17 protein-coding genes and 1 tRNA gene are annotated in these 21,346 nt (G+C 46.1%); 9 read left to right on the forward strand and 9 right to left on the reverse strand.

Annotated elements, in window-relative coordinates:
• Positions 1 to 3: 3 nt before the first annotated feature.
• A complete protein-coding gene (locus LRP50_RS11175) occupies positions 4 to 1,125 on the reverse strand; it encodes an efflux RND transporter periplasmic adaptor subunit (protein ID WP_274164546.1) in 1,122 nt (373 codons plus the stop codon).
• Between the two features lie 344 nt (positions 1,126 to 1,469).
• Entirely contained in the window at positions 1,470 to 1,994 is a 525-nt protein-coding gene (locus LRP50_RS11180) for an NADPH-dependent FMN reductase (RefSeq protein WP_274164547.1), read from the reverse strand.
• A 305-nt stretch (positions 1,995 to 2,299) separates the two neighbouring features.
• On the opposite strand from LRP50_RS11180, the gene LRP50_RS11185 reads away from it, so the two are divergent.
• Both LRP50_RS11185 and LRP50_RS11190 read left to right on the forward strand, forming a co-directional pair.
• The gene (locus LRP50_RS11185) at positions 2,300 to 3,862 is read left to right on the forward strand and encodes an ABC transporter substrate-binding protein (RefSeq protein WP_274164548.1); all 1,563 of its coding nucleotides are present in this window, start codon (positions 2,300 to 2,302) and stop codon (positions 3,860 to 3,862) included.
• Positions 3,863 to 3,942: 80 nt separating this feature from the next.
• Positions 3,943 to 6,843 carry a methyl-accepting chemotaxis protein gene (locus tag LRP50_RS11190; RefSeq protein ID WP_274164549.1) on the forward strand — a complete coding sequence of 967 codons (2,901 nt, stop codon included), beginning with the start codon at positions 3,943 to 3,945 and terminating at the stop codon, positions 6,841 to 6,843.
• Positions 6,844 to 6,909: 66 nt separating this feature from the next.
• On the opposite strand, the gene LRP50_RS11195 is transcribed toward LRP50_RS11190, so the two are convergent.
• Positions 6,910 to 8,274 carry an MATE family efflux transporter gene (locus LRP50_RS11195; protein WP_274164550.1) on the reverse strand — a complete coding sequence of 455 codons (1,365 nt, stop codon included), beginning with the start codon at positions 8,272 to 8,274 and terminating at the stop codon, positions 6,910 to 6,912.
• A 106-nt stretch (positions 8,275 to 8,380) separates the two neighbouring features.
• Between LRP50_RS11195 and LRP50_RS11200 the strand changes: the two genes are divergently transcribed.
• The gene (locus tag LRP50_RS11200) at positions 8,381 to 9,268 is read left to right on the forward strand and encodes a LysR family transcriptional regulator (RefSeq protein WP_274164551.1); all 888 of its coding nucleotides are present in this window, start codon (positions 8,381 to 8,383) and stop codon (positions 9,266 to 9,268) included.
• Between the two features lie 41 nt (positions 9,269 to 9,309).
• Positions 9,310 to 10,086: a heparin lyase I family protein gene (locus LRP50_RS11205; RefSeq protein ID WP_274164552.1), complete on the forward strand. Its 777-nt coding sequence runs from the start codon at positions 9,310 to 9,312 to the stop codon at positions 10,084 to 10,086.
• Between the two features lie 113 nt (positions 10,087 to 10,199).
• Here LRP50_RS11205 and LRP50_RS11210 read toward each other — a convergent pair whose 3' ends face one another.
• The 6 genes from LRP50_RS11210 to LRP50_RS11235 all read right to left on the reverse strand — a co-directional run bounded on the left by LRP50_RS11210 (position 10,200) and on the right by LRP50_RS11235 (position 15,230).
• The gene (locus tag LRP50_RS11210) at positions 10,200 to 10,679 is read right to left on the reverse strand and encodes a DUF3299 domain-containing protein (protein ID WP_274164553.1); all 480 of its coding nucleotides are present in this window, start codon (positions 10,677 to 10,679) and stop codon (positions 10,200 to 10,202) included.
• A 4-nt stretch (positions 10,680 to 10,683) separates the two neighbouring features.
• Complete coding sequence (locus LRP50_RS11215) at positions 10,684 to 11,940, reverse strand: ABC transporter permease (RefSeq protein ID WP_274164554.1); 1,257 nt, start codon at positions 11,938 to 11,940, stop codon at positions 10,684 to 10,686.
• The gene (locus LRP50_RS11220) at positions 11,941 to 12,633 is read right to left on the reverse strand and encodes an ABC transporter ATP-binding protein (protein WP_274164555.1); all 693 of its coding nucleotides are present in this window, start codon (positions 12,631 to 12,633) and stop codon (positions 11,941 to 11,943) included.
• 39 nt (positions 12,634 to 12,672) lie between these two features.
• Positions 12,673 to 13,464, reverse strand: a complete 792-nt coding sequence (zrgA, locus tag LRP50_RS11225; RefSeq protein ID WP_274164556.1) for a zinc uptake protein ZrgA — start codon at positions 13,462 to 13,464, stop codon at positions 12,673 to 12,675.
• A 570-nt stretch (positions 13,465 to 14,034) separates the two neighbouring features.
• Positions 14,035 to 14,110, reverse strand: a tRNA-Asn gene (locus LRP50_RS11230).
• Between the two features lie 148 nt (positions 14,111 to 14,258).
• A complete protein-coding gene (locus LRP50_RS11235; protein ID WP_274164557.1) occupies positions 14,259 to 15,230 on the reverse strand; it encodes a Gfo/Idh/MocA family protein in 972 nt (323 codons plus the stop codon).
• A gap of 241 nt (positions 15,231 to 15,471) precedes the next feature.
• Between LRP50_RS11235 and LRP50_RS11240 the strand changes: the two genes are divergently transcribed.
• The 5 genes from LRP50_RS11240 to LRP50_RS11260 all read left to right on the forward strand — a co-directional run bounded on the left by LRP50_RS11240 (position 15,472) and on the right by LRP50_RS11260 (position 21,298).
• Complete coding sequence (locus tag LRP50_RS11240; RefSeq protein ID WP_274164558.1) at positions 15,472 to 16,095, forward strand: SEL1-like repeat protein; 624 nt, start codon at positions 15,472 to 15,474, stop codon at positions 16,093 to 16,095.
• 91 nt (positions 16,096 to 16,186) lie between these two features.
• Positions 16,187 to 18,172, forward strand: coding sequence for a metallophosphoesterase family protein (locus LRP50_RS11245; protein ID WP_274164559.1), 1,986 nt, complete (start codon positions 16,187 to 16,189; stop codon positions 18,170 to 18,172).
• Between the two features lie 58 nt (positions 18,173 to 18,230).
• Positions 18,231 to 18,494 carry a DUF2960 family protein gene (locus LRP50_RS11250; RefSeq protein WP_274164560.1) on the forward strand — a complete coding sequence of 88 codons (264 nt, stop codon included), beginning with the start codon at positions 18,231 to 18,233 and terminating at the stop codon, positions 18,492 to 18,494.
• Between the two features lie 275 nt (positions 18,495 to 18,769).
• Entirely contained in the window at positions 18,770 to 19,006 is a 237-nt protein-coding gene (locus tag LRP50_RS11255; protein WP_274164561.1) for an HP1242/YdcH family protein, read from the forward strand.
• 279 nt (positions 19,007 to 19,285) lie between these two features.
• Positions 19,286 to 21,298: a GGDEF domain-containing protein gene (locus tag LRP50_RS11260; protein ID WP_274164562.1), complete on the forward strand. Its 2,013-nt coding sequence runs from the start codon at positions 19,286 to 19,288 to the stop codon at positions 21,296 to 21,298.
• The last annotated feature ends 48 nt before the right edge of the window (positions 21,299 to 21,346 follow it).

A 21,346-nucleotide genomic window follows, 5' to 3' on the forward strand; every position in this document is an offset into this window, starting at 1 on the left:
AGCTTATGCCCCTTGCCCTTGAAGGCGAACCGTCATGCCATTGCGAACGCGTTGCAGACCTTTAGTCAGCACTTGTTCGTCATCATTGAGTCCACTCAGTACAATCACACCCTGGTCTGTTTGTGGGCCCAACTTGACGTTACGACGCTCAGCAATGTTGCCTTCTTGCAACACCATCACGAAGTCACCTTCCAGATCGGTTTGAACAGAAAGACGCGGCACAACAATGCTTGGTGTCGTTTCTTTATCTTTCACGATAACTTCAACATATTGACCCGGCAGCAAACGGTGCTCAGGGTTTGGGAAGGAAGCACGAAGTGCAATAGTGCCCGTCTTCGTGTCGATACGGTTACCGAGGTAATCCAACTTACCAGGGTATTCATAGTCGTAGCCTTTACCTAAGCTTAGGAACACTTCGACTCGGCCACTGTTGCCTTGACCACCGCCAGTGACACGGTCAGCACCTGCATTTAACCGTTGCTTCTCACTCATTGAAAATGACGCTTGCATTGGGTCGAGGCTAACGATGGTGGTAAGCACGCCCGTAGAAGGAGAAACTAAATCGCCCAAACTGGCGCGACTTTCACTGATTCGTCCTGTAAAAGGAGCCACAATCTGAGTGTGGGACAAATCGAGCTCTGCCGCTTGTAGTTGAGCTTCCGCAGATTTAAGCGCTGCCTCGGCTTGCAGTTTTGCCGCAGTGAGGCGGTCAAATTCGGATTGGCTAATACCACCGCGAGGAAGTAAATCTTCGCCGCGTTTAAAATCAAGATTTGTATTCGTCACACCCGCGTTTGCCTGAGCAACAGCCGCTGAAGCGCTCGCCATCTTGGCTTCATAAATTGATGGGTCAATTTGGAACAACGGCTGACCAGCCTGAACCATTTCACCTTCTTTAAAATGTCTCGCTGTCAGGTAGCCTGACACTTGCGGAACGATACTCACGTCTTCAACCGCTTCAGTACGACCAACAAAGGTTTGCTGCGCTTGATAATCGATGACTTTGGCTGACTGCGCAGTCACTAACGGTGAAAAACCGCCTTTTTGACCCGTTTCTTGTCCTCCACATCCAGCAAGTAACGAAGCGCCAATAAGCGCGGGAAGCAATAACTTCCGTTTAATCATGGTTCTCTCCTTCCCTTTTCGCTGACTACACGCCACACCAACAAGGAATTGAATTATTTTTAATGGGATTATTGAGTCAAAACAGCATGTGCAGCCTGTCCCGTAAAAGTAACGAGTGTGACAAAAATGCACATGACGACAGGAGTATGCCAAACATTCCTTACTGCTAGCTGTATGAGCGAAGAAATTGCGATTAAAACGTTAGAAAATAAACCAATCAGTTGCGGTGCGGGAAATGAGGCAGGGATGACCTATTGAAGCTGACATAAATACAACTCCAGCCAGCTTAAACGATAAGATCTATACCCAAACAACCTGAAGATGCTTGGGTACATCATTTTCTGTTAACGAAGCCTATTCATCGCTTCGGCTAATTCGGCAGATAACGCATCGTTGCTTAACACGCCAGCTTCACCATCAAAGTTATCAAAGAATGAAGGAATGGAAAGTGACGCTTTTAAGTCGCCATTAAAATGGGGACAAGACGCAGACGCCGCGGCCAATACGTTCTTCGCACCGCCAGGCCCTGGAGAGGTTGATAGCAACACCATTTTCTTGCCTTGAAACACTTTTTGGTTAATGCGAGAAGCCCAATCAAACAGGTTTTTGTATGCCGCCGCATACGATCCATTGTGTTCTGCAAACGAGATAACCAACGCATCGCACTCACCAATCTTGTTGAAAAATTCCTGTGCTTTTTCCGGATGACCGAGTTCTTCTTCCCTATCAGTACTAAACAACGGAAGTTCATAGTCGTTAATGTCCAAGATTTCAGAATCTGCACCATCAATCAAACTCACCGCATGAGTTACCAATTGTTTATTGATTGATTTTTTACTGCTCGATGCCGCGAAAGCCAGTAGCTTCATACCATTCTCCAAAATGATTGTTTTTACGTTGATTTTCATCTTAACGCTTAAGCAACTTACTACTCGTATTACTTTTCAGATCTCCGAAACATGCACTCGGAAACAGACAGAAATCCGCCAGCCACTAGCGCCATAACCCTTCGATAATAACATGGAAATAAAATGTTTAAATTCAGAGCATTACGAATAAGACACCTAATTTTGAGTCATGAGCCTCATAAATGAGTCATTGATTAACTACACTTTTTTAAAGAATCGTCGTTGTTCAACAACGCTTAATCCCAACCCTTGGTCAGGTATTTGATATGAAATGTCTACATTCATTCATCACGACAAGCCTATTTTTATCTTTGTTTGTTCCAACACTGGCATGGTCTGCCCCAACGATAGGTTCACAGTTGAATGTATTCATTCCTAGCCTGCCCTATTTGTATATCTCTCACTCAATTAATAGCGCCCTCTTGCGGCCCGCCGACAATGACCGCGGCTGGGACTACGACATGGCGGTCTCACACAGAAAAGTGGATGACACCACCTATGAATTTTCGCTTCGCCAAGGCGTAAAGTTTCAAGACGGTACCCCATTTAATGCGGATGCAGTTTTGCTCAACATGAAGTACTTCAAGGAAGCGCCGTTTTTGTTCACCAAAATAGATACGGTGTTCGACAGAGCTGAGAAGGTGGACAACTACACCGTGCGCTTTCATTTGAAAGAAAAGTATGGCCAATTCCTCAATGACGCCATTTGGATTCAGTTCTACACAGAAACCTATCTAGAGAAATTTGGTTGGAATGGCAAAGCGACCTGCCCAAATCTCGCTGAGCCTGGTCCTTATGGCTTGGGGCCATACATCCTCAAAGAAGGCTACATTGAAGGGGATCGTCAAACACCCAAAGCCGTTTTGGTGGCAAATCCGAATTATTGGAACCCCGAATACCCGAAAATTGAGACCGTGACTATCTTCACTGAACTTGATTCTAAAAAGGCGCTCGAGATGACTCTCGACAAAGACAATGCTCTCGACATTATGCCAATCCCTTTCTCTGAAAAAGAGCGCGTTCTTCAGTCCCGATACGCCAAGTTAGTATCAGCACCTTCTACTAATAACATCGCTATTCATATCAATATGCGGACAGGCAACAAACGGCTGTTAGACAAAGAAGTACGTGTTGCACTCAATAAGGCGCTAGACCAAAGAAGACTGCTTGAAAAAAGCTATCAAGGCGAAGGACAAATCAGCCCAACTTTGGCAGCTCCGCTCTACCCCGGCGTCGACAAAGTCGTGAAGAACCTCAAAGCTTATTCTGAAGTAGAAAATCCAAAAGCCATCCGCGACGAACTCAAGAAAACCCTCGATGGACTAGAACTGAACGTATATACCCAAGATCGGTTTATGTACATATGGAAAGGCATCGACCGTGACCTAAGAAAAGTCGGCGTCAAACTCAAATTCAACATCACTAACAGTGAAAAAGATGTGTTTGGTCAATTGCTCACGACCAATGCAAGAAAAAATACGGAAGACTGGGATCTGCTCGTGTGGGGCGACGACGATTGGTACTACAACCACCCGTGGTCAGCATTCTTCGTTTACCGCACCCACAATGCATGGAGCACGATTTTTCAAGACAACACCATGGACAATTACATCGAACAAATGTTCAAAGAGTCCGTTGGCACACCTGAGTTTGACGCTATTTCCGAAAAAATCATGCGTAGAGCTTATAACAATGGCTACATGTTGTTTGTCCCTACGCCAAACAAAGTGTTAGCCGTCAACAAACAAGTGAACTACTCGCCATACAAAATGGCAAATATTCCACTTTGGGAAATCAGCCTCAAACCAACACACTGGTCAACAAAGTAAAAATTCTGTTGGCTGAAAAAGTCATGGGATAAAACGGGGACGGCGGTTTGCAGTCCCTCTTTAGTGAGAAAGGGTATCGAATGTTTTCAAAGCTAAAAATCAAACTTCTTATGATCTTCTTACTCATTGGTGTGTTGCCAATACTGATCGTGGGTTATTTAGCGCTCTCGCAATCAAGTTCTGCGCTACAAGGTCAGGCTTTCGCACAACTTGTGAGTATGCGAGAGGTGAAGAAAGATCAAATCCTTTCCTACTTTGAAAGAGCCATTAAAGACACTCAGGTTCTAGCAGAAAGTGAAGACACAAAAAGAATTCAAAAATTACTTCAATTCTACGCAAGCGATGAAGAGGTAGAACAAAACGAAGCGTTTCCAACCGATACCTATGAATACCAAGATATCTGGGAGAGTAACGGTAAAACCCTGACAAATTTCATCAATCTATATGGATATTCAGATGTATTTATCATTCAAGCAGACACGGGACATGTTGTCTTTACAGCGAAGAGAAACAGTGACTTAGGCGCCAACCTCAACTCTGGCCCATTAAAAAGCAGTCCATTGGCAAAGCTGTATAAAGATGTTGTCGCAAACAACACGTTGACTATACAGGATTATCAGCGTTATGAGCCTCAAGACAATACGCCGATTGCGCTGATTGGCGCTCCTATAACCGACTTGAGCGGCAATGTTTTGGCCGTCGCTGCACTTCAACTGTCGATGGATGAGATCAATCAGATCATGCTGCAACGTACAGGGATGGGCAAATCGGGGGAAACTTATCTGGTGGGCCCTGATTTTTTAATGCGTTCTGATTCATATCTGGACAGCACTTCTCGCTCAATTATTGCGTCCTTTTCTAACCCTATAAATGGAACGGTGAAAACACTAGCAACCGAAAGAGCCTTCAACAATGAAACCGGCTTCGACGTGGTTCTGGACTACAGAGACATCCGAGTTTTAACTGCTTACGCCCCCATCAAGTTTGGTGAGAATGATTGGGCATTGATCGCAGAAATCGATGAAGATGAAGCTTTCGGTCAAATCATTGCGCTTAAGTGGATGATTGGTATCGCACTGCTTGTCGGTGCAATGATAGTGAGTGTGATCGCGCTCTTGGTTACCCGGTCAGTGACCATGCCCATACTCACCCTGACGCAGAATTTAGAGGCAGTGGCACTGTCAGGCGACTTTTCGTCAAGGGTTGAAGTGAAGAGCAAGGATGAACTTGGCCAGTCTGCCAGTGCCTTCAATACCCTCATGAACAGCATGCAGGCAGCCATCTGCGATATCAAAAAAGTGATGGAAGGCCTTGCCGAAGGTGATTTCAGCCATCGAATAGAGTCCGATCTTAAAGGCGATTTACTCTCTATTAAACTCGCTACAAACACATCGTTGGAAAACGTTGAAGCTTCAGAGCGTATGAAAGCTGAACTGGAACGAGATACAAAACTTCAAGCGGAAGAAAATGCTCGTGTCCGTCAAGCACTCGACAACGTCTCAACCAACACCATGATAACCGACCAAAATTATAATATTATCTACCTCAATCGCGCATACCAAACGCTGCTCACTGAAGCAAAGGACGATTTCACACAAGTAATCCCCCATTTCAATCCTGACGAAATACTCGGTAAAAACATCGATTTTTTCCACAAAAATCCATCACACCAACGTGGAATACTCGATAATTTAAGCAACACACATTCGCTTGAATTGTCGGTTGGCAGTCGCATGATGGCAATTTCTGTCAATCCTATTATCGATGAGACGGGCGATAGAATAGGCACTGTCATTGAGTGGACAGATCGCACCGATGAAGTTGCTATTGAGCGGGAAATAGACACCATGATCGATGCTGCCGCACAAGGGGATTTCTCCAAGCAGCTATCGCTCGGCGAGAAGTCAGGCTTTACGCTCAAACTCGCTCAAGGTCTCAATGCCCTCACCACCAATACTGATACGGCGCTGGAAGATATGCAGCGAATGCTGGGAGCAATGGCCAGAGGTGACCTCACACAGCGGATCGAGAAAAATTACAGTGGCCGATTTGGGCAGCTAAAAGCCGATGCTAACACCAGTATTGATAAGCTCACTCAGGTGATTGGTGATATTCGTCGAGCATCCGAAACCATTACAAATTCGTCCAATGAGATTGCATCTGGCAATCGCGATTTGAGTCAACGCACTGAAGACCAAGCCACGTCATTGCAAGAAACCGCATCAAGCATGGAAAACATGACTGACACGGTGAAAGAAAGTGCTGAAAATGCAGTAGTGGCGAACAAACTCAGTGAAGATGCCAGAATCAAAGCCCGAGAAGGCGGCAATGTCGTCATGAGAACCATTACTGCCATGGACCAGATCAGTGGTGCGAGTAACAAGATTTCAGACATCATTGGGGTGATTGATGAAATTGCTTTCCAAACCAATTTACTCGCGCTCAATGCCGCCGTAGAAGCGGCTAGAGCCGGAGAGCAAGGCCGTGGTTTCGCAGTCGTTGCAGGTGAGGTGAGGAGCTTGGCACAGCGATCTGCAGAAGCGGCAAAAGAAATCAAAGAGCTTATCCGTGATACCAACAAAAAGGTCGAAGATGGGGCCGAGCTGGTCATTGAGTCAGGGGATACCTTGCAAGAAATCGTCAATATGGTCGAAGAAGTCAGCAACAAAATGTCTGATATCAGCACTGCTGCGCAAGAGCAAAGTTCAGGCATCGAACAAGTTAATATTGCGGTTACCCGAATGGACAACATGACCCAACAAAACGCCGCTCTCGTAGAAGAAGCAACCACAGCGGGCGAAAGTATGCTGTCACAGGCTCAAGATATGAGTTCTATCGTTGAATTCTTTACCATCACAGGCAAGAAAGAAGAGATTAAATCTCCGACGTTCAAATCGACCAAAAAGAGGTCAATCCCCAAAAAGCCAATTCGAGTTCAAAAAGAAGAAGATGACGATGAAATAGAGTGGGGAGAATTCTGATTTAGAAAAGAGGATGACTCATTGAGGAAAAGGGAGCGACAGCTCCCTTTCATTTTTCCGATGTCGTTATGCGACAGCCAAATTGGGTAAATCTTTATCAGGTTGTTGCTTAAGAATATGTCGCCACATAATGGGGATCACTACAGATGCGAGCACCACGTTGGACAGTGGCATTGACATCCACACCCCTTCTACACCATACATTCTTGGCAATACCGCTAAAAATGGCAGTTGAATAAACATGTTGCCCAAGGAGATAGCTAAGGATGTTCCGCCTTTTCCGACAGACAAGAAGTACATGGATGCGAGAATGATAAGCCCATCCAGATACATTGCAGACAGATGCAAACGAATGCCGGTTGTCGCCTCTTGAATCAGCGCGGTGTTACCTGAATTGAACCACCCAATCACAGTATCAGGGAACACGTTTAGCACTGCTAACCAGCCCACACCACCAGCTAACGACACGATAGTCGCAAGCTTCGCGACTTTAGCAATATTTTGGTACTGTTTCGCACCATGATAAAAGCTGACTTGTGGTTGCATGCCCTCGGCAATGCCCTCAGCGACCACGTAGTAAAGTGTCATCAAATAGCCAACAACCGCAAACGCCGCCACACTGACATTTGAACCATAGATCACAAACAGCTTATTATGGAATGCAACCAGCACACCGTAATACATAAACATCGCCAACGACGAGCTACCCAACACGATAGTTTGTTTCGCATCAGACAAATTACCCTTCGCTGGGTGCTTAAATATTGAAAGCACCGAATGCTTGGAAAACAGATAAACAAACGCCATAACGACAGTGATTAACTGCGCCGCAATGGTTCCCATTGCAGCTCCTTTGAGGCCCCACCCCAATACACCAATGAAGACATAGTTCATCGCAATATTGCTTAGTGCACCAGCCACCATCATGGCAGTCGCGACGATCGGGCTATCATCATTTCGAATCAAAAAAGGTAAAGCAGAAGCCGCCACCGTGAGCACAGCACCAAACGCAAAGGTATATAAGTAATCTACGGCATAGCCTTCAGCAAGCCCCGTTGCGCCTTGAAGTTGAACCAACGGTTCGCCAAGCAAAAAGATATACAGCGAAGACAATGCGCCAAACAGAGCGGTCAACCACAAACCTGTCGCCATCGCATTTCTAGCCGCACCCAAATTTTCTTCACCGCGATATTGAGAGATAAGACTCCCTGCGCCCATGCCGATCATCAGGCCTGCGCCGCCCACAATGGAGATGACAGGCCATGCGATATTCACCGCCTCTAAGCCTTCTGCACCCACAAAGTGACCAATGAAAATACCGTCAACGAGATAATAGAGCCCGTTAACGATCATTGCCGCAATAGCAGGAACAGTAAAACGCCAAAACGTTTTCGTGATTGATTCACTTGGTTTTGGTTCAATAGCATGCATAAAAGACTACTTTAAAAGGGAAAAAGAGACAGGCGCGATTTTGACGTTGTTTTGATATAGATAAAAGTTACAATCAATCCTAAAAACGGATAGGTTGGACATCACGATGCAGTGGACACTTGAACAGCTCAAAGCCTTTGTAGAATCAGCAGAAGCAGGATCTTTCTCGGCGGGCGCACGTAAATTGGGTAAGGCACAATCACGAGTGAGCACTGCCATCGCAAACTTGGAAGTCGACCTTGGATTCGACTTATTCGACCGCAGCGCAAAGCTTCCAGTGCTAACTGAAGCCGGTAAAGAAATGTTGGTGGATGCAAAAGCCATCCTGCAGCAGTGCCAACGCATGAATTCGCGCGCTATGGCCGTCACACAGGGAGATCCCGTCGCCTTTACCGTTGCCATGGACGAAGCCGTCCCCATGCAGACATTTGAGATACTGTTTACTATGTTGGCCGAACACTTTCCCGAATTAAAAGTGACGATTCTTAACGGCTCTCAAGACGACATTTCTACATGGGTGAGCGAAGGCAGAGCTGATATGGGGTTTATCTTCCGCGTAAAACCACTTACACAGTCTTTAGATTGGTATGACATTACCACGGTTAATCAGGTGCTTATTGCAGCGTACGACCATCCGCTTTCTGACATTGAGCACCCACATGAAGATGACCTCGTAAAGCATCGCCAACTCGCCATCCGTGACCGTTTGGGTTATTCCCAAGAGCAACCCCTCTCGCCACGTTATTGGCATATTGATAGCTATTTTTACATTGCTAACCTCGTTATGCGGGGAGTCGGCTGGGCATTTGTACCTGCTCACGTCGCCAACCACGATTGGCTCGAAAGTACGGTTAAGTTGTTATCTCTGAATGAACTCTCTAGCCCTCCCCTTCTCACTCTCAGTGCAATTAAGACGAAGAAACGCGGCTGGGACAACGTCATGCTATGGATAGACAGCACACTCCATACACTCTTTCCCGGCCAGCACTCGTGATCTAGCAAGACACACCGCCAAACAGCGGCTAAGTTTTATGTATGAATATGGTTTTCAACATAAAATTGATTCCACCACTCATGAGCTTGCTTGTCAGTGGTTGTGTTTCCCTCACCAATAACAATCACTTACCTCAAACGGGTAGTTTTGATTTATTTCAACGCTCATTGAGTACCACTGAACATGGGTATCGTATCTCACCGGACACGACAGGATCGGCACCGACAAAAATGATCGACGTCTTCGATGTACGTCCTGGTGATTGCTCTTTTAATTCTGGATGGAATGATTGCCAGAACGACCGAGAACGAAGTGAGCGTTCAGAAACCAACAAATCAACCGGTCTGCATAGCGAATATTGGTACGGCTGGTCGATCTACTTTCCTAAGGACTACCCAAATGTGTATCCAACAAAAGTTGCCCTCGGCCAGTTTCATCAAAAAGATTCTCACCCCGTTTGGATGTTCCAAAACAGCAAAGGTGGTTATCACTTAGATAATCAAGTCATGGGACACAGCAGTCACTATTATCCGCTTATCGAAGACGACAAGCTTCGTGGTCGCTGGCATAGAATCGAAGTTAATGTACGCTGGGAAAATAACCAAACTGGCTTTTTTAGGGTGTGGGTAAATGGCAACCAGAAAGTAAACTATGAAGGAGCAACAATGGATGCCTCCTACGTGTATTTCAAATATGGTCTTTATCGCTCTTTTCTATCTCGCTATAAAAATGAAAATAATGTCGATAGCGTTCCCGCACAGACAGTCTACTTTTCAAATGTTAAGCGCAGTCTCTCGCGAGATGGGCTATCTGAATAACCCACCCTCGTTGACACCAAACCTGAACGTATAAACGTGAAAAGTTAGCGAGTAATAACAAAAAACCGCCCTAGCACGGGCGGTTTAATTTAATCATACAAGAGCCAAATCACTTATTCGTCATACGGTTCTATTGTCACCCCTTCAAGCAAATAACCCGCTTGGGCGATGTCGTGCGAAACAGTTTGTGTCTTGAGCGTACCGACCACATAAACCACATCCCAAAGCTCTTGCACTGGTGCGCCCGCTTCAAATTTCACGTACACAATTTGGTTTGGTGGTGGCGGTGGCACATGAATACAAGCGCCAAAAAATGGCACAAGTAAAAACTCGGTCACTGTGTTGGCGTCTCCTTCAAGAGGGATAACAAAACCAGGAATTTTCACCTGACTGTTGTTTAGTTCTTCACGTATATTTCCCACTAAATTTTGCTGTGTGACGTCTCCGTTGTGATCAATCATGGGCATACCATTTTCAGCAAACATCTTGCGCTCTGCTTCCGGTATCAGGTCAATCCAATCAAGGGTCAATGTATCGTCGGCTTGCGCCAACAAGGGCAAACAAGTTGCCAACAGTAAAAACCATTTTTTCATTATGTTATATCCGTATCGTCATTCCATCAGAGAGTGACTGGCGGTAAGCGCGCAGTGCGGGTAATACACCCACTAAAAAGCCTGCGATCAAAACAATACCAATCAATGTCAGTTCTTGTGTGTTCAGCCATGTTGAAGAAAGTTGGAGCCCGTACTGACTCAATACATAAGGCGCAGAGACGCCGAGAATGACAAACAGTGCGAGTACACCCAATATAATTCCCAGCAATGTTAAGAATACCGCCTCGCTCACCAACAACACAAAGATATGAGCAGGCCTAGCGCCCATAGCCCGCAGTATTGCCATTTCTCGTCGACGTTCATTCAAGCTAGTAAGAAGACTGGAAAGCATGCCCAACAAACCCGCTATCACCACAAATCCCGATACCACTAACAGCGCTTGCTCTGCCACAGACATTAACCCCCAAAGCTCATGTAGCGCAATCCCCGGCATAATGGCGGTTAATGGCTCCCTTGGATATTCGTTGACGGTTCGCATCAGAGCAAAGGTTTGAATTTTGCTTTTCAAACCAACCAACAACGCTGTGACTTGCTCTGTTTCGAGTTTGTCAGGGTCAATGTTTTGAGCGTTCACCCCATTGCCAATCTGCACACCACGTTCCCATCCGACGTGCACGGCTTCAATCGCGGGAAGAGAAACATGTACGCTCTGGTCAACCGGCGTTCCGGTTGGCGCTAAAATCCCTGTAATGGTAAATGGCAAATTGTCGTGACGGCTAAACTTCACGTCTGACAGGCCGTGCGCAATCACAATGTCATCGCCCATTTTATAGCCAAGCTTTGCCGCGACTTCTGCGCCAATCACTGTGTCGAACAGGCTCTCAAACGGCTGGCCTTCAGAAAAGGAAATAGGCTGCTTATTGCCATATTTATAATGCTCAAAATACTCCCCTGTAGTTCCTACCACACGAAAGCCTCGGTGCGAATCTCCAAGCGAAATTGGAATGGTCCATGCCACTGCGGGATTACGCTGTATTTCTTCCACGCTAGACCAATCAATATTATTGGTTGCATTACCGATACGAAACACAGAATAGAGCAGCAAATTCACCTGACCTGAACGTGCTCCCACAATAAGATCAGTACCAGAAATGGTGTTGGCAAAGCTCTCTTTTGCTTGGGTTCGAACACGCTCTACACCTAACAACAGCAGCAAAGAGATGGCGACGGTCAAAATGGTAAGAAAGGCCGTGGCTTTGCGGTTGTTAAGGCTTTGAAGCGCCAGACGGAAAATAGCCATCTACAACACCTCCGTTTGCATAGCACCACGGTTAATGTCAGTCAGAGACACGGCGCGGTCAAAATGGGATTCAAGCGTGTGATCATGGCTAACAAAAAGCAAGCTGGTGCCTGCACGCTCGCATTCTTTCATCAACAGCGTAATAAACGCATTACGGCTGTCATGATCCAACGCAGAGGTTGGTTCATCCGCTAACAGCAATGCCGGACGTCCAATTAATGCTCGAGCAGCGGCAACACGTTGCTGCTGTCCAATACTTAGCTCGGTCACTGGCTTATTGAGGCACGAGTCAGGCAAAGCTAAGGCGCGCAGCAAACGCGTTGCTTCCTCTTCTAGCTTGACCTCAACTCTTTGCTTTCTTTTTGAAGAAAATCGACAAGGCAGCGTCACGTTATCTAACACAGAAAGGTATGGCAGCAAATTGAACTGCTGGAAGATATAGCCCAAGTGATCAGCTCGAAACGCGTCTCTTTTTGCACCTTTCATCGACGATAGATCGGTATCCAAAATACGCAATACGCCCGATTCAGCCACGTTTATACCGGCGATCAGCCCAAGTAACGTCGACTTGCCACAGCCACTTGCCCCTTTAAGAAATACCTTCTCATTTTGTTTGACTTCAAAGTGAGGAATATCAATTTGCCAGTCGGCCTGCCTTGGCCATTTAAAGCATAGATTTTCAATCAATAGCATTTTATATCTTAAGGCCCCAATAATGAGGCCACCCCAAAGCTAAAAACGAATGGTATTGGATGTTGAAGTCAGGTCTGTCGCCAAAACACCTTTATCTGTAATGGCTTGAACGCTGATTTTTTCAGTCTTTTCAAACACTGTGAACCAGTCAGTGACTACTGTCTCTATGTTTGCGGGACTGCCGCAGTGATACGTGTACTGAGCCGAAAACTCACCATGTGATGAGCCTGACTTTTCATGGCCGTCGTGGTCATGCCCTTTGTGGTCATCATGATCTGCATGTTCGTCGTGGTGATCTTCATGCGAAGCATGTGCATCATGGTCATGCTCTTTGTGGTCATCGTGATCCGCATGGTCATCATGATGCTCTTCGTGCGAAGCATGTGCATCATGGTCATGATCTTTGTGGTCGTCGTGATCCGCATGTTCATCATGATGCTCTTCGTGCGAAGCATGTTCATCATGGTCATGATCTTTGTGGTCATCGTGGTCATCGTGGTCATCGAGAGTTTGCGTCACTCGCGTTTCGACCAGCTTACAATCGGCGGATGCATTCAACGCCACCAAAGTGTCTGGCTTTTTAAGAATGTCGATAGCCTTGTGTATTGCCGCTTCCTGCTCTCCATTGTCTGGCGCATGTTCAAACCCTACAATGTCACTTCCAGGTGCGGTGATCTCAACCAAAAAATCACTCCCATCCTGAGCCATATGCCATTCAACAACACCATGTTGATGAGAGTCGTGTTGAATGAAATCGCCGTCTTTCGCAGCCACAGAAGCCGTCATACCCAACGCAATTGCACTGAGCGCAAAACAAGTTTTATTACGCATGTTATCTCCAGTTTTAAAAATGAATTTCTATATCAACGTTGGAGACACTGGCGGAGGGGCGCGCGCTTTGGGAGTCAACGCGAGGGTTTGAGGAAGATAACAAGGAATGTTGAAGGAGGCATAACCAGCGGCTTTCACCACTGCAATAACGGCATTATCAGTAGTAGTAAAAGGGAGGCCTATCGCACATAGCGCACAATGATTATCAGATTGGAATGTATGTTGGTGACTAGCTTGATGTTCTGCAAACACAAAGCCTTGCCAACCCAAAAGGACAGCAAGACATAGAGGCAGTAATACTTTTCGAAGCAATAGCAGCATGATCCATCAGGCTTTTCTTGAGCGCAATGTTATAATATAACATTACAGGCCACCGCCGTTAACCCGTAACGGAAAATTCATAGACACATCGCGTTGCGATCGCCCAAACGCAAAAAACCCGCCATGAAGGCGGGTTTCTTAAATTTGGCTCCCCCTGTAAGACTTAACGGGGCCGCCTAGGCTTGCGACAAATCGCGTAGCGATCGCCCAAACGCAAAAAACCCGCCATGAAGGCGGGTTTCTTAAATTTGGCTCCCCCTGCAAGACTTGAACTTGCGACATACGGATTAACAGTCCGCCGTTCTACCGACTGAACTAAGGGGGAATTGTGCGTTCCTGAGAACGAGGTTGATATTAGGAAATGCGCGCTAGGCTTGCAAGCACTAATTCACAATACGCCGCATTTTTTGAGTCAAGTGGCTAATTGATAACCGATTCTAGCCATATCAACCCGATCAAAGTGAAATCCAGCGTTATTTAGATAGAATCTGCTCCATGGCCCACGTTGTATTTCGCGCACTCTTTCCAAGACTTGGGTGCGTTTCTCGCCCAGTTAAATGCTTCACCAAGTTTTCCACATGAAAATACTGAACGGGATCCGGATTTTCTTGTAGTGACGTCAACGACTCGACGCCTTCCAACACAAAGGCTTCATCACCAAAGACTGAACAAAGTATGCGACCTTCACTTCCAATAATCTCCACACGATCTTCTCGTGTAGCGGCTGCAAAATTCCAATACCCAGAACCCAGCACCCCAGACTCAAACGCAAAAGACGCAGATACCGCATCCTCCGCCTCATAGTAACCTTGCTGATTAACCGCAATACCCTGCGCCAATGTTATGTCACCAAACCATTGTTGGAACAGATTCAAACCATGGCTAGCAAGATCCACAAAGTAGCCGCCACCCGCTTGGCGAGGGTTGACTCGCCAATTCGTTTCGCCAGCAATATCGTCAGGGTTTGGCGATCGATGATACGTCCAATGGATATGGCGAACCTTGCCGATTTTACCCTGACTAATCCATTCACTTACTGTTTTAAAGCGAGGAAGCGAACGACGATAGTAGGCCACAAACAAAGGAACATTAGCCAGTTCAAACGCAGCAATCATCTCATCACATTCTGCTGTCGTCAGTGCCATCGGCTTTTCCACAACACAGGGCTTTCCAGCTTTTGCAGCCATCAAGGCGTAATCACGATGACTATCCGGCGGCGTCGCTACATAAATGGCATCAATCTCGGGATGATTGATCAGTTCAGCGACGTCAGTTGTGTATTGAGGAATACCATGTCTCTCACTATAGTCTTTCGCTTGCTCTTCACGGCGCGCCATGACTAAGCCCAGCGACGAAGCGTCAACTTGCCAGAATGCAGGGCCGCTTTTGCGCTCCGTAACACTTCCACAACCAATCATGCCCCAACGAATCTTTGTTTGTTTCATCATCTCTTCCATTATTTACCGTCGAAGGAAGTCTCTTCTTCTTACATCAATATCATTGTGTCAATTCTTGAGCAAGCGCGTAACCCATTCCGAAAAGTCCTAACTTTGCTACGCAACCCAACAAGCCTCTGTTCATATACTGCAAAGGAATTGTTGGCGTATCTGCTTGGCGCGGCTTACCTGACAACACATTCTCGCTGAGCAAACATCTTGAGATTGCTTGTGTATGAAGGAACGAAGTATGAAGTGGTTGCTTCCATTGTTAATCGCCAGCACAGCCAGTTGTTCTGATGAGACTCTCCCGCTGGTCACCGAATGTCCAACAGAACAAAACTATTCAACGGCTTTTCTTAATAGCGATTTTTATCAAGGTTGGAAAACACTTCAGCACGGCGCCTCACCGAGACAAAATTGCGACATGGCTTTGCCCTATTTTGTGACCGCAGTGAACAAAGAAACCGCCTTCGAACTGTCGACACTCTACCTCGACTTTTGTAACGATACGCCTGATCTCAATGCTCTTAACGCCAGTAGCATTTATCAGAGTGAGAAGTTGACGCACGGTATAGACTACGATGAATTCAAATGGGTACTAGATTTGGCCTTGTGCAATAGTCCTGTAGAGCAATATGCGTTAGGTAAAATGCTTCACGATGGATTTATTACAGATCAGGATACAGAGAAAGGCATCTATTTCTTAAGTCTTGCCGCGCACCAAAACCACATTCAAGCCCAATTTGCACTTTCGGACGCGCTAGAGGGCATAAATGAAGAAGTCATGGCTGCACTCTGGCTAAATAATGCAAACAGCCTAACGGGGCAGGCCCTAGTGGGTAGAACACCCAATTCCCATAAGCTTAAGTAACGAATTTGCATCGATTTACACTTGTGAAGCTACAAATTCTGTTTCCCGCCGCGTAGAGTAAGGAGATTAGAACTGAATAACTGAGTCTGACATGTCAACGTCGCTGCCCCTGTTTTTAGCTGGGCCTATAATAAGAAGATCCACTCAACATGAACTTTGTGTTTGGGCAGTCACCTCTGCGCCACTCGACGCAGAGTTTGCACTGTATTCACCAGACAGTGAGCACACCATTTTTCGTGCCTCTTTCAAAGCTCATAAGCAAGTTCAACTTGGGCAGCAATGTTATATTGTGCTCGCTCAATTCTCACGCGACAGCGAGACAGAAGCTGAAACTCCAGATAAAAATAGCCCCAAAAGCGCAGGGTTTCCGATTGATACCCCACTCCAATATGACATTCTGACTGACCAAGGTTCATTATTGACGGACATCGACGGTCTGCTGTACTCCGATGAGAAACGTCCAACATTTGTGATTTCAACACGCGCTGAAAATATCGCACATGGTTCATGTCGACATCCTCATCATCGATGTGATGACGCACTCGTGGCTCTCGATACAAAATACAATGCAATCACAGTCCAAGATCGCGCAGATCTTCTGATCATGGGTGGCGATCAAATCTACGCCGATGATGTCTGCGGTCCAATGATGTACGCGATTCGAGAAGCTATCGACATACTTGGACTTCGTGATCAAGCGCTTGACGACGACACCATCACGCATTGCAGTCAATTAGTACCCGACATCATGCCTCTTTACGGGCGCACGGAGCGATTACCATATACCACGGTGAACCATGGGCTGATCAAGCGTCTTCTCAAATCAGCCCCTGAACCTGTTTTCAGTTCCAATACCACGGAAAACCACCTGATCAGCTTCAACGAGTTCATCGCAATGTATATCTTGGTGTGGTCACCTTCATTGTGGTCTCATATTCCCCTTCCTGACGCCGATGCTATGCAGGGACTGAGTGATGAACATAAGCTGCGATGGACGAGAGAGAAACAGGAACTTTCTCAATTCTGTTCAGGGTTAAAAAATGTAAGGCGCTTATTTGCGCATATTCCTACTTACATGATTTTTGACGATCACGATGTTACTGATGATTTTAACCTGACTGTCGGCTGGGAGCGGGCGGTGTATGAATCGCCTTTGGCGCAGAATATCTTGACCAATGCCATGCTTGGATACTTCTTCTGTCAAGGCTGGGGAAACAACCCAAACGCATTTGATTCGGGCTTTTGGCACACCATTACCCAATTCGCGGCGGAACCCACACCACGTTCCCTCAATGAAGTTAACCAGCTTATTCTTCATTTTGAACATTGGCATTACACGCTTCCCACCACTCCAAAAGTCGTTGTATTAGACACGCGAACACGGAGGTGGCGATCTGAATCCAGTAGCAATAAACCATCGGGATTAATGGACTGGGAATCCCTCATGGATTTTCAGCAAAACGTCATCAACGCCGATGCTGTCGTGGTCGTGTCGCCTGCGCCGATGTTTGGTGTAAAGTTCATTGAAACGCTTCAGCGTATTGTCACCTTCTGTGGTCACCCTCTGGCGACTGATTCAGAAAACTGGATGGCGCATCCAGGTTCTGCCAATGCACTGTTGAACATCTTCAAACACCCCAAAACACCGAAAAACTTCGTTATCCTATCGGGAGATGTTCATTACTCCTTTGCGTACGATATTCGTATACGGTTTCGTAAAGGCAGCCCAAGAATTTGGCAAATTACGTGTAGCGGATTTCGCAATCAGTTCCCTGAACCCTATTTGTCCGTTTTTGAATGGTTTGACCGCAAGCTATTCTGGCCAGAATCACCCCTCAATATTTTCACGCGCCGAAAGCGCATGCGTATTGAAAGGCGACGTCCTGACAACGGTAGCCCCCAGCTTTTAGTGAATGCCAGTGCCGTTGGTGAGGTATTACTATATCCGGACGGTTCCCCGGCGACCATTGGGCTGCTGACAGGTGCAGGAGAGCAGATTGTGTTCAATCCCTGCGAAGAGGTCGAGGCGCCTACCGAATCTTATGTTTCTCGCTCTGATTCTGTGACGCGGGATTGACTTGCAGTGGTGGCTGATAAATACTCCGCCACCTAAAAAATTTGTTCAAGGTGCAGATATGTCACGCCAACTCCAGTATGAATACAAAGGCGAAACCAAAGTCATGACTTTCTCTTACCGTCAGCACCGCTCTCCACACGAAGCTGCTGCAGAAGCGGAAGGTATCGACATCACTGACTTTCTAAAAATGGAAAGGCAGCTCGAGGTGATTGCGGATGGCAAAGCGGTGAAAAACCACCGAGACAGCTACTTCAACAAGTTAGGATTCAGCAAAATCATGCTGTTGAAGAAAGAAGCCGCATCAATCAAAGACAAACGCTAAGCGCCGTTCACGCCTTAACGTCAGTGACGGGATAGTTATCACTACCCGTCCTATCTGCAAGACCCGTTTTACCTTCAAGACTTGCCTTCATCCCCCAATCTTCGCAACTAGAATCACATCTTCATTGTTCTTATTCTCTGTGCAGTGAGCACAACGCAAAATAGATCAAAGTAACGTCGACTTGTTCACCAAAAGCCCTGCATCACCCTTGCTGAAATGGTGGGCAGAGTTATGCAGTAGCGTCAGGCGTTCAACAAATACCTACAGGAGCGACTATGCACGGTGAAAATCACGCACTCATGTTCGAGTTCCCAGAGTTAAAAGATAAAATTCACGAAATGAAAATGGCTGATACAGCCTTCTGCAGAATGGTTGATGAGTACCACCAACTCGACCACAAAATTCGCGGCCTAGAAATGGCAAAAATCCCCACTGATGATGACAATTTTAGACACTTACGAATGCGGCGCGTGCAGCTCAAAGATGACATCTATCAGCAAATCAGCCAATAGCTGAGACAAAGCCCGTACTAGGTTCCATTTCATTCAAGTACGGGCGACTTGGCGTTTTGTTTGTATCCAATTTTCCAGATATCAATTTCAACCCACAGCAGGAAAAATGTCATATCCCTATCTACGCTTATCGAGAGATGATTTAAATAATTAAACAATCGTCTTCATAATAAGACACGGAGAAACCTTCCGGTTGAGTAATCTATAGCCTCTAAAAACACAATAAACCGTCAATTCATTTATTTATGTATCGCGATGTCGGTCAGGGAAGCTCAATCAATGCGTATACCTCTCATTCACTCAGCTCTATTGTTGCTAGCAGTGCTTTTCACTGTGAATGCTCACGCTACCGTAGAAAAAACACAATCTTTCGAGCGCGCGCTAAATGGCGTGCAATCTATCCTTTATTCCGTGCCCATCAAGGCGAGAGCCCTGTTGAGTGAACTAGAAAAAGTTGAGCTAAAAGAGAATCAGCCATTACCGCTTCTGGCCCGCTATTATTTGCAAAAGTCGACGGTTGACTTAATTTTAAACGATCCAGAAAGCGCCATTGAAGCGGCGAACAGAGGCATTGAACTCACCGCTAGCGACCCATTACTTCAAGCCGACAGATATTTGATGCAGTTAAGGCTCAGCCAAGCGCGCATTCTTAAAGGTGAAGAAGCACTGGTTCTCACACAGCTTGACGATCTACTTTCGGAGTCACAATCGCTCAACAACCCTGAAGTAACCGCTGAGATTTTGTTGGTCAAGGGACAAGCCTACAAAGCGCAGAATGAATACGATGTGTCTATGGCGGCATTGATGAGTTCGTTGGAAGCCGCTAAGAATACCGACAATGAGCTGCTTATTGAGCGCATTGCATCGAACCTTGGCGGTATCTTGGTTCAATTAAATGGCTTTGATAAAGCCTCGTTGCTGCTCGAACAGTCATACCAATTTTTCCGACAACGTAAAATGTCATTTAATCAGTTGTTGGTTAAGCTCGACATGGCTGAGTTGGCAAAAAAACAAGGCGACAAAAATCAAGCCTTACTCGAATACAAACAAGCATTGCAGATTGCAGAAGTACTTGGTGATGGTTCCCACCGCTTTCGCATCAATCTACAAATTGCCGATCTACTCCTGCAATCTGGCGACTCAAAAAACATGATGCGTTACTTAAAAGCCACAGATACGCTGCGTGAACGCGAAAACATCCGCTACTACATCAGTAAATATAATTACCTAAAAGCCAATGAAAGCCTTCTCAGTAATAACTATCAAGCGGCGATTGATTTGGTGACGCCATTAATGGGAACGCTCAAGGAGCAGGCCCGTCTGTATCGCTCCGAAATTGCACTTTATTTGGTAGCGTCAAAAGCACATTTTGGAATGGAAGACTATAAGAATGCTTATCTGACGTTATTGGACTACCAAGAACGCTTCAACACTTTCACATCAGATGAGCAGGTTGACAGTTTAGAGCGACAACAAATGCTGTTTAACCTAGAAAAACTCAAAGCGGAAAACCAACATTTAAGCTGGAACAATGTGTTACAAACGCTTGAATTGAAAACAAATGAAGACAAAGTGGAATACCTTAATGTCATTATTGTTGCGAGTATAAGTGTCGCTATTATTGCCTCTCTCATCGCACTTTGGGTAAACCGACGCCGTATTCGCTGGGGTAAAATCGCCAACACAGATAGTTTGACAGGGCTATTCAATCGCCGCTATTTGGGCACTCAGCTTGAGCGTGTTCAAAAAGACATGGCTGCCGGTGATATGGCCGTCAGTTGTTTGCTTCTAGACATTGATCATTTCAAACAAGTTAACGATACGTATGGACACCCAGTCGGTGATCAAGTGCTTGTTGGCGTTGCAGAGTTGTTCAACAACAACCTCCGCCGTGATGACATATGTGCGCGCGTAGGTGGCGAGGAATTCATGCTACTTCTTCCAAACAGTGGCATAGAAAAAGCCTCAGTGATCGCAGAAGACTTGCGTCTACGTATCAATGAATTGTCGTTCCAAAGTGAGCAAGGCGATGACTTTAATGTCACTGCAAGTTTTGGTGTTATCGAGGTAGGAAAAGACCAATCGCTGTCTGACATCCATAGTCATGTCGACAAACTCTTGTACCGTGCGAAACAAAATGGTCGCAATCGTGTTGAAGGCACCATGAGCAAGGAAAGTGATGCAAAATCAGGCTCAACGACGAGCAGCAAGAATAACCTAACCGATCATGTGCAGCGATTATCACGAGGGGTTAGACGATTGAAATTCCGATTCGCTCAACACTTCACGTAATTCGACACACATTATTCACTTAATTTTTTGACCGCGCTCTTCGCTTGT

Origin of the sequence: Enterovibrio gelatinilyticus (genome assembly GCF_028683095.1) — a bacterium.
GTDB lineage: Bacteria > Pseudomonadota > Gammaproteobacteria > Enterobacterales > Vibrionaceae > Enterovibrio > Enterovibrio gelatinilyticus.

Bases quoted from the DNA above. Each gene is read 5' to 3' on its own strand.
- LRP50_RS11175 (WP_274164546.1), bottom strand. From the start codon at position 1,125: ATGATTAAACGGAAGTTATTGCTTCCCGCGCTTATTGGCGCTTCGTTA.
- LRP50_RS11180 (WP_274164547.1), bottom strand. From the start codon at position 1,994: ATGAAGCTACTGGCTTTCGCGGCATCGAGCAGTAAAAAATCAATCAAT.
- LRP50_RS11185 (WP_274164548.1), top strand. From the start codon at position 2,300: ATGAAATGTCTACATTCATTCATCACGACAAGCCTATTTTTATCTTTG.
- LRP50_RS11190 (WP_274164549.1), top strand. From the start codon at position 3,943: ATGTTTTCAAAGCTAAAAATCAAACTTCTTATGATCTTCTTACTCATT.
- LRP50_RS11195 (WP_274164550.1), bottom strand. From the start codon at position 8,274: ATGCATGCTATTGAACCAAAACCAAGTGAATCAATCACGAAAACGTTT.
- LRP50_RS11200 (WP_274164551.1), top strand. From the start codon at position 8,381: ATGCAGTGGACACTTGAACAGCTCAAAGCCTTTGTAGAATCAGCAGAA.
- LRP50_RS11205 (WP_274164552.1), top strand. From the start codon at position 9,310: ATGAATATGGTTTTCAACATAAAATTGATTCCACCACTCATGAGCTTG.
- LRP50_RS11210 (WP_274164553.1), bottom strand. From the start codon at position 10,679: ATGAAAAAATGGTTTTTACTGTTGGCAACTTGTTTGCCCTTGTTGGCG.
- LRP50_RS11215 (WP_274164554.1), bottom strand. From the start codon at position 11,940: ATGGCTATTTTCCGTCTGGCGCTTCAAAGCCTTAACAACCGCAAAGCC.
- LRP50_RS11220 (WP_274164555.1), bottom strand. From the start codon at position 12,633: ATGCTATTGATTGAAAATCTATGCTTTAAATGGCCAAGGCAGGCCGAC.
- zrgA (WP_274164556.1), bottom strand. From the start codon at position 13,464: ATGCGTAATAAAACTTGTTTTGCGCTCAGTGCAATTGCGTTGGGTATG.
- LRP50_RS11235 (WP_274164557.1), bottom strand. From the start codon at position 15,230: ATGAAACAAACAAAGATTCGTTGGGGCATGATTGGTTGTGGAAGTGTT.
- LRP50_RS11240 (WP_274164558.1), top strand. From the start codon at position 15,472: ATGAAGTGGTTGCTTCCATTGTTAATCGCCAGCACAGCCAGTTGTTCT.
- LRP50_RS11245 (WP_274164559.1), top strand. From the start codon at position 16,187: ATGTCAACGTCGCTGCCCCTGTTTTTAGCTGGGCCTATAATAAGAAGA.
- LRP50_RS11250 (WP_274164560.1), top strand. From the start codon at position 18,231: ATGTCACGCCAACTCCAGTATGAATACAAAGGCGAAACCAAAGTCATG.
- LRP50_RS11255 (WP_274164561.1), top strand. From the start codon at position 18,770: ATGCACGGTGAAAATCACGCACTCATGTTCGAGTTCCCAGAGTTAAAA.
- LRP50_RS11260 (WP_274164562.1), top strand. From the start codon at position 19,286: ATGCGTATACCTCTCATTCACTCAGCTCTATTGTTGCTAGCAGTGCTT.